This window comes from Paraglaciecola hydrolytica, assembly GCF_001565895.1.
Classification (GTDB): Bacteria; Pseudomonadota; Gammaproteobacteria; order Enterobacterales; family Alteromonadaceae; genus Paraglaciecola; species Paraglaciecola hydrolytica.
Map to the genome: position 1 here is coordinate 140,387 of NZ_LSNE01000002.1, position 14,005 is coordinate 154,391.

Annotated in this window: 9 protein-coding genes; 8 read left to right on the forward strand and 1 reads right to left on the reverse strand. The window is 43.9% G+C overall.

Annotation, left to right across the window (positions count from 1 at the left end; genetic code table 11):
• Positions 1-31: 31 nt before the first annotated feature.
• From AX660_RS01475 to AX660_RS01515, 8 genes are all read left to right on the forward strand, one after another.
• Positions 32-1,141 carry a CmpA/NrtA family ABC transporter substrate-binding protein gene (locus tag AX660_RS01475; RefSeq protein WP_068371467.1) on the forward strand — a complete coding sequence of 370 codons (1,110 nt, stop codon included), beginning with the start codon at positions 32-34 and terminating at the stop codon, positions 1,139-1,141.
• A 497-nt stretch (positions 1,142-1,638) separates the two neighbouring features.
• Positions 1,639-3,105: a NarK family nitrate/nitrite MFS transporter gene (locus AX660_RS01480; RefSeq protein ID WP_068371470.1), complete on the forward strand. Its 1,467-nt coding sequence runs from the start codon at positions 1,639-1,641 to the stop codon at positions 3,103-3,105.
• Positions 3,106-3,146: 41 nt separating this feature from the next.
• Complete coding sequence (locus AX660_RS01485; protein ID WP_068371474.1) at positions 3,147-4,868, forward strand: bifunctional protein-serine/threonine kinase/phosphatase; 1,722 nt, start codon at positions 3,147-3,149, stop codon at positions 4,866-4,868.
• Between the two features lie 727 nt (positions 4,869-5,595).
• The gene (locus tag AX660_RS01495) at positions 5,596-6,525 is read left to right on the forward strand and encodes a DUF2971 domain-containing protein (RefSeq protein ID WP_068371480.1); all 930 of its coding nucleotides are present in this window, start codon (positions 5,596-5,598) and stop codon (positions 6,523-6,525) included.
• Between the two features lie 797 nt (positions 6,526-7,322).
• Positions 7,323-8,729, forward strand: coding sequence for a CmpA/NrtA family ABC transporter substrate-binding protein (locus AX660_RS01500; protein ID WP_068371484.1), 1,407 nt, complete (start codon positions 7,323-7,325; stop codon positions 8,727-8,729).
• A gap of 83 nt (positions 8,730-8,812) precedes the next feature.
• Complete coding sequence (locus AX660_RS01505; protein WP_235594636.1) at positions 8,813-9,778, forward strand: ABC transporter permease; 966 nt, start codon at positions 8,813-8,815, stop codon at positions 9,776-9,778.
• Between the two features lie 26 nt (positions 9,779-9,804).
• Positions 9,805-10,665, forward strand: a complete 861-nt coding sequence (locus AX660_RS01510) for an ABC transporter ATP-binding protein (RefSeq protein ID WP_068371492.1) — start codon at positions 9,805-9,807, stop codon at positions 10,663-10,665.
• Between the two features lie 92 nt (positions 10,666-10,757).
• Entirely contained in the window at positions 10,758-11,984 is a 1,227-nt protein-coding gene (locus AX660_RS01515) for an alginate export family protein (RefSeq protein WP_068371495.1), read from the forward strand.
• An 88-nt stretch (positions 11,985-12,072) separates the two neighbouring features.
• On the opposite strand, the gene AX660_RS01520 is transcribed toward AX660_RS01515, so the two are convergent.
• A complete protein-coding gene (locus AX660_RS01520) occupies positions 12,073-13,998 on the reverse strand; it encodes a tetratricopeptide repeat protein (protein WP_068371497.1) in 1,926 nt (641 codons plus the stop codon).
• Positions 13,999-14,005: the final 7 nt, after the last annotated feature.

Consider the following 14,005-nt stretch of genomic DNA (forward strand, 5'->3'; position numbering starts at 1 on the left):
CTGGCTTACAAGCGGTACTATAGGCAACATTATGATTGAACCTGAGAAGAGCAAATTAACTCTGGGTTTTATTCCACTGACTGATTCGGCACCTTTAATTGTCGCCAAAGAATTGGGATTTTTTAGTCAGTGGGGCTTAGATGTCACCCTGCAAAAACAAAATTCTTGGGCAACGCTCAGAGACAAACTGCACGCTGGTTTGTTAGATGCTGCACAAATGTTAGCGCCCATGCCCTTAGCCAGTACGCTGGGTCTGGGTTGTGTGCCTACACCTGTGATTACCCCGCTAGTACTGAGTTTAAACGGTAATGCGATTACCTTGTCAGAAAAGTTGCATCAGGAAGTGGTACGCGAAAATAAAATTAATCACTTAACCTTGCCTATGGCCGCGTATTTATTGCAACAAGTGATCGAACGGCGCAAAGAACAGCTACGACCCAAATTACAATTTGCCACGGTGTTTCCCTATAGTTGTCATTTTTATCAGCTACGAGATTGGCTGGCTTCAGCCGGGGTCACCGATAAAGATGTAGATATTATTACGGTACCGCCGGTCAATATGGTGACATATTTACAAAGTGGCGAGATTGATGGCTGCTGTGTAGGTGGCCCCTGGAATGCCAAAGCGGTAAGGGCAGGTATAGGGTTAACTGCTTTAACCTCCTTTGATATCTGGCAGGATTCACCTGAAAAGGTCTTAGGTTTGTTAGAGAGCTGGTACAAGGTTAATCCTAATACGGTACTGGCATTAACCGCCGCCTTAAAACAAGCCTGTAACTGGCTCGAATCTATCCCTAATCGTTTTGAAGCGGCTCGATTGTTGTCTTCTGAACACTATCTGGATGCACCGGTAGATGTTATTGCCCCCTCGTTAATTGGCAGTTGCCTGACGCATATTCGCATGCCACCCCGTGCTATTCCTTCTTACAATCAGTTTTCGAAGTCACAAAATGGTTCAATTAACGTGCCTGAGCATGTCAGAGGCGAGTGGTTAATCAGCCAAATGACTAACGCGGGTCAATTGGTGGGAGTTGAAATACCGGCTAATTTGGTTAAACGCGTGTTTAGGCCGGATATCTATCAGCAGATGCGCTTAGCGCTGGAAGATCAGCAGGTGCAGTTTTTTAGGCGTTCGGGTTGACGCTAACACTGGGCGACAATAATTATGCTCTGCCGCGCACTAAGCATGGCCTGCGACCATTAAGCGTTACGCACTGCGCAAGCTCTTTCACAAAACAATAAGTGTAAGCACTGCGGCAGTGCAGGTGCACCACAAAAGTAAAATGCGGTGATGTCGAACTTACGATTAGATAATTAAGTCTTTTAAATTATCGTTTTAAGTTGTTGAATTAAATAGTAAAAATGTTTTTAAACTGAATTCGTAGATTTGGCACTCTACCTGCAAAACATACTTCGAATGTATGTCATTCAATAATAAAAAAAGAAGTATACCGTCAAATATAAGCTTACAGCGGACAACAAAGTCTGATGTAGGATTGGCAATGTTGCCCATACAAACTTTCCGTGTCCTGGGGTTTGTATGGGTTTTTTTTTGCCTGAATGGTTGGGGCTATGGGTTTTTATCTCTCCACTTGAGGCATAAAAAATTCAGGTCCCCTAATAAAGGAAATAGTGGTAATGAGCGCTGAAAAATTTAATTTGCTGTCCTTCACTGGAAAAATGAAAACCCTGCATCTGTCGTGGATGGCTTTTTTCATCACGTTTGTGGTGTGGTTCAATATGGCGCCGCTCAAAGGTGCGATAGTGGATGGCGTTGGTTTAACTCTAAGTGAATGGAAAACCCTGCTCATTATTAATGTGGCGCTGACGATCCCGGCCCGAGTTTTAATTGGTGCCTTAACGGATAAGTTTGGCCCACGTTTGGTTTATTCAAGTTTATTAGCCTTTTGTTCTATTCCTTGTTTTGCTTTTGCCTTAGCCGACAGCTTTGAACAATTGCTCATTGCCCGTTTTGCAATGGGCTGTATTGGTGCTGGTTTTGTGGTGGGTATTCGCATGGTTAGCGAGTGGTTTCCGCCCAAAGAGTTGGGCACTGCTGAAGGTATATATGGCGGTTGGGGTAACTTTGGGTCGGCCGCTGCGGCCTTTACCTTACCTACTTTAGCTTTACTTTTTGGTGGTGAAGATGGGTGGCGTTATGCGGTTGGACTAACCGGTTTAATGAGCTTGTTGTTTAGTGTGGTGTATTTCAAAAATACGACTGATACACCCAAAGGTGCAACCTACTTTCGACCTAAAAATTTGGGCGCACTAGAAGTCACCAGTAAAGGCGACTTCTATCTACTTTTAGTCATGAAAACCCCAATGTATTTAGCGCTGGCGCTGCTTAACTGGAAGTTGTCACCTGAAGGTGTGAGTTTGCTCAGTGAGCAAGTTGTTGTCATGATTTATATCGCCTTGGTGGCACTGTATATCTACGATGTGTTGGTCACTTATCGGGTTAATAAAGACATTTTTGTGAAGCCTGTACCACAAATCCATCGTTATGCGTTTAAACAGGTAGCGGTACTCAACATACTGTATTTTGCGACCTTTGGCTCTGAACTGGCGGTGATCTCCATGTTGCCCGCGTTTTTTGCAGAGACATTTACTCTATCCATGGCCACTGCCGGTTTGCTGGCCGGTTTATATGCCTTTATGAATCTGATGTCGCGTCCAGGAGGTGGATTTATTTCTGATCGTCTAGGCCGTAAAAAAACCTTGTTGTTTTTAACCGCTGGTTTAGCACTAGGTTATTTTTGCATGAGTTTAATTGATGCTAGTTGGCCAATTTGGTTAGCGGTATTAACGGTAATGGCCTGTTCGTTTTTTGTGCAGTCAGGTGAAGGTGCGGTGTTTGCTGTGGTGCCTTTGATCAAACGTCGATTAACCGGGCAAATTGCCGGTATGACGGGGGCTTATGGTAATGTTGGTGCTGTAGTGTATTTAACGGTTTACTCACTGGTAGATACCTCGACCTTCTTTTTAGTGATTGCTGGTACCGCAGTACTGGGTTTTGTGACGCTGTTATTTATGCAAGAGCCTAGTGGTACCATCACTGAAGTACGTGAAGACGGTAGCGTTGAATTGATTAGCGTTTCATAAGCGTTATATTAATCGTATAAACATGCATAAGGATCACTGAGTTGGAAAAGTTGCAGGTAGAATTTGGTGGCTTTTCCAGTCAAGGGATCAAAGACGAAAATCAGGATGCTTTTGCTGGATGGATGCCTGAAGGCGACATCATTAATAGCAAAGGTGCGGTGGCAGTGATTGCCGATGGTGTGAGTGCCTGTGCCAGAGGTCGAGAAGCTGCGGTAACTTGTGTTACTAGTTTTATTCGCGATTACAGCCAAACTGCAGATACATTAACGGTTAAACGTGCCGCTAGCAAAGTATTACAAAGCCTTAATCGCTGGTGTCACGGGCAGCACGAATACGATCAGGGTGGTCATAGTCAAATGATCACTACCTTAAGTTCGATTATCTTTAAATCCACCAGTGCGTTTATTTTTCATAGCGGCGATAGCCGGATCTACCGTTTGCAAAATGACTTGTTTGAGCAACTCACTACAGACCATCAGGCTAGATTAGGTAGCAACCGGGTTTTAACTCGCGCCATTGGCATTGAAGCCCATCTGGATGTGGATTTTTCCACTATAGAGTTGTGCCGTGGCGATCTGTTTATGTTAACTACCGATGGTTTACATGAATTTTTAAGCGCTAAAACTATTCAACAGAGCTTGATTGAGTGGCAGCAACTGAAAAACATCAGTTTGGAAACACTGGCTAAATCGCTGGTAGATGAGGCACTTGCGGCTGGTAGTGATGATAATGTCAGTTGTTTGTTGGTTGAGATACTTAGCTTGCCCGAAGCCGAGTTGAATGAATATCACCGGCAATTAACTCGCCTAGCCATGCCACCTGCCTTGGACGTTGGAATGAAACTCGAAGGTTTTCGAGTGATCGATGTGGTATTTAATGGTACTCGCAGCAGTTTGTATAAGGTGCTTGAAGAGGCTAGTGGCAAGATTTTTGGCATGAAAACCCCTTCGCAAAATTTTGCTGATGATCCTGTTTATTTAAGCGGTTTTTTGCGTGAAGAGTGGGTGGGTAAACGTATTAAACATCCTAGCGTCATGCAAATTTTTGCACGGCCCGACAACGCTAAATTTATGTACCACATCTGTGAATATATTGAGGGCCAGACCCTACGCCAATGGATGTTAGATAATCCCAAACCCTCAATATTACAAGTGCGTAGCATTGTAGGTCAGTTGATTAAAGCGCTTAGAGCTATGCAACGCCAAGACATGGTGCATCGTGATATCAAGCCTGAAAATATTATGATCACCCCCAAAGGCGAAGTGAAATTAATTGATTTTGGCGCAGTGTTGGCAGCGGCTTTAGCCGAAATTGACCCATTGGCAGAGGACACAACTCCTCTAGGCGCAGTGAACTACATTGCACCCGAATACCTATTAGCCCAGCAAAGCGATCACCGTAGCGATTTGTTTTCATTGGCTGTGGTTTGTTATGAAATGCTCAGTGGCCAATTACCTTTTGGCTCTGCAGTACAGCAAAATAACAGGGCTAAAAATATCTCAGATTGGGACTATATAAGCTTACGTAAACACCGCTCCGACTTACCTCAATGGTTAGATTTAGCCTTGGGTAAAGCCTTAAAAGCCAATCCTGAACATCGTTATCAAGCTTTTTCAGAATTTTTACTGGATATTTCCCAACCCAACTACAGCATGCTCAAAGCGGTGCAAAACCAACCTTTGATCGAACGGAATCCTTTATTGCTCTATCAAATTATCTGCCTGATCCAGTTTGTATTGATTACGGTTCTATTGAGCCTCTAGCAACGAGGGATTATCGCAGCGCGATAGGGCATGGCCTGCGGCCACAAAGATCATGTGCTGCGCACACTTATCGCTGCGCGACCGCAATCCATTGCGGGTATGACAGACCATCCTTGGTCAGCCAGTCACTTTTTTCCAACAGCCGCAAAAAGTAACCAAAAAAGCCCGCTCTCCAACCAACTTTCTTATCCGCTACAAGTCTCGGCTTTGATGTCAAAACGGCGAGATGCAACCTCCCTGTAAGCCTCGCCTTGTCCAAACGTCCTGTTTGGACATTTGACAAGCCGAAACTTCTATCGGGAAAGTTGGAGTCGAGAGAACATGGCCTGCGGCCACAAAAAATTAAGATAAAAGCACAGCTTCGCTGCTCAAGATGACGGCATTAATGCCGACAAGAAAACCTGCTCAGTTTTTCTTTTGATTGAGCTCGCAACTCGTCGCAAGAAACTCGCAGTTATTTTTTTGTAGGAGCTGCTTTAGCTGCGAAGCTTTTATAAAAATTCAAAGTGTTAAGGTTTATTCCCTCTTTTTGCGCAAAACCTAACTCTATTTAAACGGCAACAAAGTTAAACAAAATAACCGCTTCTCTTTAACCTAAAAGCTTGTATATTAAATAAAATTTAAACTTTAATCGTAAAAAATACTGTTCATGTTAATTCCGGATTTAACATGAATCTGACTAATAAACTTTTCTGTTCCTCACCGAGTAATCAGCTTCGGAGTTGTCTTGAAACTTTTATACAAATATATGTCAAACCCCGAGTACTTTTTGAAAGAAGGCTATATTAGAGCGACCCAGCTATCGGCACTGAATGATCCTTTTGAGGCTACCTATTGTAAAGAAGCGTTGTCTGAACTTTGTCCGCATTTTGAAATATTTGAATCGCCAAGCGACTTGATATCTTATATTGAGATAAATAAAAACAAAATCGGTGTAATCAGCTTAACTGAAGCTAAAGACAATTTATTAATGTGGTCTCATTATGCTAATGAGCATAAAGGTGCTGTCATTGGATTCTGGGCACAGTCAGCTTTTGATGGAAACATGTTTCTCCATTTACATAAACCACAACTTAACTCTACGAGCATGTTTAGTAATTTTGAAATGTTCCTTGGCGAATGTCTTCCCATAATGTATCGAAAGCAGCCTAGATATCGTGTTGATCAATTTGATTTTGACTACTCTAATATTTCTGCTGAAGGTGAAGATCGTATTCTATTTGAAATTTTTCAACAGAAAAGCGATGAATGGATATACGAAAAAGAGCACCGTGTGACACTTCGATTGGATCAAGCTGATAAAGTGGTGGTGTATGATATTAAACGCCTAGAAAACAAGCATGTTCTAAAAAGATTGTTGGAGATTGGAAGCGAAGATTGGGAAGGTCGATTTACTGTTTATCTAGATCAAATCACCGATAAAATAGAACGAGAAACGTATGCTAATAACCTTGTAGAGTTTAGTCTTGACCCTAGAAGTTTATACCTTTTTAAGGTAGGCGCTGTTAATTCAATTATCTACGGACTTAATGTTAGTGAAAGCATGATCGAAAGCTATCAGCACTATTTTGATAAATATAGAAATATCGAGCAATGGAAAGCGTCTATAAACCGAGATTATTACATCTTAAAATTTGATGAAATAAAACCTACATAACTAGCGCATCTTAGTGGACTGATTTTACGCAGCGCTCCAAACCAGCCGAAAATGAGAGCGTTCGAAGAACGTTTGCTTTTTCCTCTCGACTCCAACTTTCCCAATTTTGTCAGTGCCTTGTCAAATGTCCTCACAGGACGTGAGGGCAAGGCGTGGTGAGGGCAGGGATGCGCTCTCCACGCCGGTTTGAAAACATGGTGCTGATAAAATTGGATCAGTAAGTTGGTTGGAGAGCGGCCCTTCTTGGTTACTTCTTCTGGCTGTTGAGAAGAAGTGACTGGCTGACCATGGATGGTCAGTCATATCCCGCATGGATGCGGGTAAGCGTAGCGCATAGTCTGTGTCGCGCAGCGATAAGTGCGCGCAGCGCATATACTGTCGCGCAACGACATCTTAATGGCCGCAGGCCATGCTAGTTCAGCGCCGTGCACGCTTTTGCACTACAAATGCCCTCGTTCCCGTTTTTGCACACAGATGCACAAAACCTGCGCAGCACGGACTTAGTGCACATTGCACCGCGTTGATTGTTTACCCTACCTCAATAAAAATGCGAAATATCTAAGTTATTGAAATTTAAGCATAATAAATGTTGGCATCCATTCTGCAAAAGTTGAAGTAGATAAAAAATGTGCTGTAAACGCATTCTTTACTAAAAAAGCGTATTAAAACAATTTGAATTAATTATTGAACGCAGCGTGTTTACGCATGCATCAATAAGGCAATGTTGCCCACCCAAAACTTTCCGTGTCCTGGAGTTTTTGGGTGGGTTTTTTTTTGGCTAAAAATCGGAGTAAGAGATGAAAACTAATGCATTGGTAATAAAAGCAAAGCAAGACATCCAACACTTGCGAATTAGCGCGGTGGTATTTGGTTTGGCAGCATGTTTGACTTTAAGTAGTTTGGTTAACGCTGCTCCACTGGCCTTGCCAGAAAAAGAAGAATTGAAATTTGGCTTTATTAAACTTACCGATATGGCACCACTGGCGGTGGCCTATGAAAAGCGTTTTTTCGAGGATGAAGGTTTATATGTCACCCTTGAAGCTCAAGCTAATTGGAAGGTTTTACTCGATAGGGTTATCGATGGCCAGTTAGATGGTGCCCATATGTTAGCGGGGCAACCTCTCGGCGCCACCATAGGTTTTGGTACACAGGCGCACATTATTACTGCTTTTAGTATGGATTTAAACGGTAATGCAATTACGGTATCGAACGACATTTGGCAACAAATGAAACCCCATGTGCCTCATGAAAATGGCAAACCTGTTCATCCTATCAAAGCCGATTCGTTAAAGCCGGTAGTGGATGATTTTAAAGCTAAAGGCAAACCTTTCAAAATGGGCATGGTATTTCCGGTATCGACTCACAACTATGAACTTCGGTATTGGTTAGCGGCCGGTGGTATTCACCCTGGCTATTACGCTCCACAAAATGGTGATACCAGCGGGCAAATCAATGCCGATGCTTTGTTATCCGTCACGCCTCCACCACAAATGCCCGCCACTATGGAAGCAGGCACTATCTTTGGTTATTGCGTGGGAGAACCCTGGAACCAACAAGCGGTATTTAAAGGCATAGGTGTGCCTGTGATCACCGACTACGAAATCTGGAAAAACAACCCCGAAAAAGTCTTTGGAGTAAGTAAAGAGTGGGCTGATCAATATCCCATTACCCATATACGTGTGGTCAAAGCCATGATCCGCGCTGCCATGTGGTTAGATGCCAACAACAATGCTAATCGTGCTGAAGCGGTAAAAATACTGGCGAAAAGCCAATATGTTGGCGCCGATGCTGAGGTGATTGCTAACAGCATGACGGGCACGTTTGAATATGAAAAAGGCGATGTCCGTGAGGTGCCTGACTTCAACGTGTTTTTCCGTCATAACGCGACCTTTCCCTTTTACAGTGATGCCATTTGGTACTTAACACAGATGCGTCGTTGGGGGCAGATTGCCGAACATAAACCCGACTCTTGGTACAAAGATATCGCCAAAAAAGTCTATCGTCCGGATATCTATGCCCTAGCAGCTAAGGCCTTGATTACTGAAGGTAAAGCCACTGCCGCGGACTTTCCTGAGTTTGCTACTGAATCAGGTTTCAAAGCACCACAAACTGAGTTTATTGACAATATTGTGTATGACGGCTCACAACCTAATGCGTATTTAGAGCAGTTTAAAATTGGTTTAAAGCACGATTCGAAGTTGTAAAAACTTAATAAAAACAAGGTGCTTACGTCTAGGTAAGCCCTTGTATAGGAGGAATTAACATGTTTCGCACAGTAACATTACCGATGAATCTGTTGGCGGTTAAAAGTCTGAATCTACGAACCTTTGAGACTTGGTTAAGCCAGGCGGCACTGCCAATAATTGGCTTGGTATTGTTTCTTGGTTTGTGGAGTGTGGTAGCAAAAAATATCGATACTTCTCTTGGTAAGTTTCCCGGTCCTGCTGCGGTATGGGAACAGTCGTTGAATTTAGTTGATGAACATATCGCGCAGCAACAAAAAGTCGCTGATTTTTATCAACGTCAGGAGGAACGCAATGCAGAGCGTTTAGCCCAGGATCCAACTTATGTTGCTAAAATTCGTGATTTTACGGGGCCTCCGACGTTTTTAGCACAAATATGGACCAGCTTGTATACGGTGACTGTAGGCTTTTTGTTTGCTTCTTTTATCGCGGTGCCATTAGGGATTTTATGTGGATTGAGCAAAGTTGCATATAGCGCGATCAATCCATTGATCCAACTGTTTAAACCCGTATCACCTCTAGCCTGGTTACCGCTGGTTACTATGGTGGTGAGCGCGGTGTATGTCAGTACTGATCCGATGTTTTCCAAGTCGTTTATTACCTCGGCTGTAACGGTGTCTTTGTGTTGTTTATGGCCCACCTTAATCAATACGGCGGTAGGTGTGTCGAGCATTGACTCGGATCTGTTAAACGTCAGTAAGGTCTTGCGCTTAAGCCCTATGGCACATGTATTTAAGATTGTGATGCCATCGTCTATCCCGATGATCTTTACCGGTTTGCGTTTGTCCTTAGGCATAGGTTGGATGGTTTTGATCGCCGCAGAAATGTTGGCGCAAAACCCTGGCCTAGGTAAGTTTGTGTGGGATGAATTTCAAAATGGCAGTTCAGAATCACTGGCCAGGATCATGGTGGCGGTGCTGACTATTGGAGTGATCGGATTTGTATTGGACAGGTTGATGTTGTCTCTACAAAAAAGAGTCAGTTGGGATAAAACCGCGGTATTACGCTAAACGTATTTTGGAAATAGGTAAATATTATGACAACGAAACATCAACTAGAGTTAACTCAGGTAGGCATTGATTTTCCTACACCTAAGGGGCCTTTTACCGCTTTAAGAGATGTTAATCTGCGTATTAATAAAGGTGAGTTTATATCCTTAATTGGCCATTCAGGCTGCGGTAAATCAACGGTATTGAACATAGTGGCGGGTTTACATCAAGCCACCACGGGTGGGGTGATCTTGGATAATCAAGAAGTTAACGAACCTGGCCCCGAGCGCGCAGTAGTATTTCAAAATCATTCGTTATTGCCCTGGTTAACCGCTTATAAAAACGTGGAATTGGCGGTTAAACAAACCCGCAATGGACGCACTAAAAAAGAAATTAAAGAGTGGGTTGAACACAATCTTGAGCTGGTACACATGAGCCATGCAGCGGATAAATTACCCTCGGAAATTTCCGGCGGCATGAAACAACGAGTAGGCATTGCCCGTGCATTGGCGATGGAGCCAAAAGTCTTGTTGATGGATGAGCCTTTTGGTGCGTTGGATGCCTTAACCCGTGCTCACTTACAAGACTCGGTAATGGAAATTCATGCCGAATTAGGTAATACGGTGATCATGATCACCCATGATGTGGATGAAGCAGTGTTGTTGTCTGATCGTATAGTGATGATGACCAATGGCCCTGCTGCGACCATAGGCGAAATTTTGTCTATCGAGCTTGAGCGTCCACGTAATCGTATCGAGCTGGCAGATAACGCCCAGTACAACCATTACCGTCACGAAGTGTTGAAATTTTTGTATGAAAAACAACGCAAAGTGGAATCGGTCGCAGCACACCGACAAAAACAAAGTGCAGTCCCTAAGTTGGCAGAACTTAAATCTGACATAGCTTAAAACGACCTAATTTTAGAACGATGAAGCAAGGCTTTAGCCATAAGCTTGCCTACAAAACAGTCTAATTTACTTAAAATACTAGAGAGAACATAATGAAAAACACACATAAAACATTAAAAAACAAAACCTTATACCTTTCTGTTGCTCTAGCCTTAGGTACAGTGGGAAGCAGTCAAATCGCCATGGCTGATGATCTAACAAGCGCCTTGACCACGGGTAAAGCCAGTGCCGATTTTAACCTGCGTTATGAAAACGTCAGTCAGGATAATGCCTTAAAAGACGCCAGTGCTTTAACTTTACGCACGCTTTTGTCTTATACCACTGGCAAGGTCAATGGTTGGTCGGCGATGCTGGAAGTTGAGGATACTCGCATAGTGATGGGGCAGGGTGACTACAGCGTGCCACAAACCGGTTACAACAGCGGTATCTATTCGGTTATTGCTGATCCTGAGCATACCGAATTGGATCAGGCTTATATGCAATATTCCAGCGACACATTCACCGCTAAACTAGGCCGTCAGGTTATTGCTTGGGACGGCCAGCGTTTTATTGGCCACGTGGGCTGGCGTCAAGACCGTCAAACCTATGATGGCATTAGTGCCAAGTACAATCCCACCAAAGAACTCACTTTAAACTATGCCTATCTGACTCAGCGCAACCGTATTTTCGCTGAGGCCTTGGATCAAGACAGTAAAGATCATCTATTTAATGCAGCTTATAAAACCAGTGTGGGTACAGTTACGGCTTATGGTTATCTACTGGAGTTGGACAATAGCACTGACAACGCCCTAGATACTTATGGTGTGAGTTTTAGCGGCAGCAGCACGGCTGGTGAGGTTAAAGTACTGTATACGGCTGAATATGCTACTCAGTCTAGCGAGAGTGCCGCCAGTGATAAGGATGCCGACTACATGCTACTTGAAGGTGGTGTAGTGTTCAGCGGCATTACCGCTAAGTTAGGTTATGAGGTATTAGGCTCAGATGATGGGGCTTATGGTTTTGCTACGCCTTTAGCGACCTTACATAAATTTAATGGTTGGGCAGATACCTTTTTAAATACCCCTGCCCAAGGTTTAGTGGATACCTATGTCTCACTGGGTGGAAAAGCAGCCGGTGGTGCGTGGACGGTGATGTATCATGATTTTGCGGCCGATGAGGCCAGCGCTACTGTGGATGATTTGGGTAGCGAACTGGATCTGTCGTATGGGCGCAGTTACGGTGCCAATTATTCTGCTGGTATTAAATATTCCGCCTACTCGGGTGGCAGTGGTATCGCCGATACCGACAAATTATGGTTATGGGTCGGTGCTAAGTTTTAAGTTTTTTAATTAAAATCGAAGGGTAATTACCCTTCGATATTTTGAATGAGTAAAGTTAGAAGTTGTGGAGCAGTGGATGATTTTAGGTTTACTGCTTCTTAAGTCCATCACACACTACTTGCAATTGCTGGGTAAATGCGGCTTTTTCGCCAAGTGTGGCAACCAGAATACCCATGCCTTCGTCACAGTCTTGGTTAGCACGCTCTATTTCGCCTGCTGCTGCGAGTACGGTGGCACGGTTTACCAGTAAATCACCGTGATTAGCATGAACTTCGCCATAGCCGGCATCATAATGCAGTTTGGCTTCGTCAAAATGGGCTAGGGCGGCTGTAACGTCATGTTGATCGCCTGCAATTAAACCAAGATAGACCTCAGCAATACCACTCAAGTAATGCCGGCCACCATAGGCTTTGGTATAAATATCTACGGCTTGAGTCAACGCGCTTTTTGCCTCATCCAATCTACCCATGGCATGTAAAATTTGCCCTTGCATAGACAAGGCATCGGCTAGGGAGGGGTTATCATTTTCCAATATACCTTGCATGTTGGAAATGGCGGCTGCTATCTGCTCCAGTGCTGGTGTTAAGTTGCCACTTAAAAAGTTAACTTGGGCTTGCGCCAGTGAAATTTGACCTACACGAATACTCTTTTTACCAACACTATTCAATACAAGGCTCATTGCTCTTTCAAGATCCGCTGTGGCCTGCTCCAAATCACCTGCGTCAGATAGTAATAATGCACGATTTTGTAAGATGTTTGCTATTTCTACATAATCAGGTTTGGGCATGTTTTCTAACTCGTGTAATGCACGACCAAATGCTTGTAGTCCTTGCTCATGTCGGCCAAGTTGATAATTGATGATAGCTTGAATACGAGCGATCTCAGCACGTATTTTGGCAGAGTCGCGATCATACTTAATGAGTTTCTTTTGTTTAGAGAGTTCTTGTGCGTAATTGGCAACTGCCATTGATTTATCGAGCTCTCCCTTTCTCTGCAGCGCCTCAGCTTTTATCAAAAATGCCGCAGGGTTTTTTACCCCTGAATTTGTTGCAATATTATCCACAACCTCGATCGCCTGATCGAATAATCCCAAATTATTGTAGGCCAGGGCAATAGTGGCTGACAGGCGACTTTGCACTAAGGGTTGTTCTTGCAATTCAGTACTGATCTTAAGTGCTCCGCGATCCAGAATTGTCCTTGCGGTAATGGTATTTGGGTTGTCTTGGGCCGAATTAGCACTGGCAAAACTATTCACCAAAAAATCCGATACTGCACGGGCTGTGGCCGATTCTTGTTCGGCAATGGTCCGCTGTGCATCAGCTTCCAGTCGGCGGTCGTTGGCATAAAAGGCGAGCCCTACGGCAAAGACAGCCGCCAACAAAGAGACAATGCTTATTTGCACTAAAGTACGCATGCGTCTTGCGGCGTCGCGCTGTACTAAATCATCAAGGCGTAATCCAGTTAAACCACTAATAAGCTTAAGTTTTGCGAGGCGTTTACCATCAGCATTGCTACGTAAATCGGCCGCGATAGGTTCACTGGGTGTGGTAGTTAACTCACCACCTGCTGCGACCTTAAACTTCAAGGCGGGAGCAAAACATTCTTGTTCACTTTTATCCGGTGTTGCATTTGGTGTACCGTCGATAATAAGTGCCAGTACCTTGTCGGCACCATGTAGTAGTTTAAATTGACGTATTTCCTCGTTCACCCATTTAGAGCGAGCAGAGGAAGGAGAACAGATAACAATTAAAAACAGTGAACGAGCCAAGGCATTTTGCAGTTCTGCCCCTAAATTGCCACTGGCGGGCAGCTCGTCTTGGTCACGGAATATAGGCCTTAATTCCTTGGGTACAGGCCCTAAAGATGTTGAATTACCGATAAATTTTGCAGGTAAGCGATAGCGCTCCAGCTCTGTATGCAGCCAACGGGCAACCGTTTTATCGCTGTGACTATAACTAATAAATGCACGATAGTTTGTTTGGCCACCTGCCTGCTGTTTTTCTAACTCTGTCATTGTTGCT

Excerpts from the sequence above, each read along its gene's own strand:
- AX660_RS01510 (WP_068371492.1), top strand. The coding sequence starts at position 9,805 with ATGACAACGAAACATCAACTAGAGTTAACTCAGGTAGGCATTGATTTT.
- AX660_RS01480 (WP_068371470.1), top strand. The coding sequence starts at position 1,639 with ATGAGCGCTGAAAAATTTAATTTGCTGTCCTTCACTGGAAAAATGAAA.
- AX660_RS01520 (WP_068371497.1), bottom strand. The coding sequence starts at position 13,998 with ATGACAGAGTTAGAAAAACAGCAGGCAGGTGGCCAAACAAACTATCGT.
- AX660_RS01500 (WP_068371484.1), top strand. The coding sequence starts at position 7,323 with ATGAAAACTAATGCATTGGTAATAAAAGCAAAGCAAGACATCCAACAC.
- AX660_RS01475 (WP_068371467.1), top strand. The coding sequence starts at position 32 with ATGATTGAACCTGAGAAGAGCAAATTAACTCTGGGTTTTATTCCACTG.
- AX660_RS01515 (WP_068371495.1), top strand. The coding sequence starts at position 10,758 with ATGAAAAACACACATAAAACATTAAAAAACAAAACCTTATACCTTTCT.
- AX660_RS01505 (WP_235594636.1), top strand. The coding sequence starts at position 8,813 with ATGAATCTGTTGGCGGTTAAAAGTCTGAATCTACGAACCTTTGAGACT.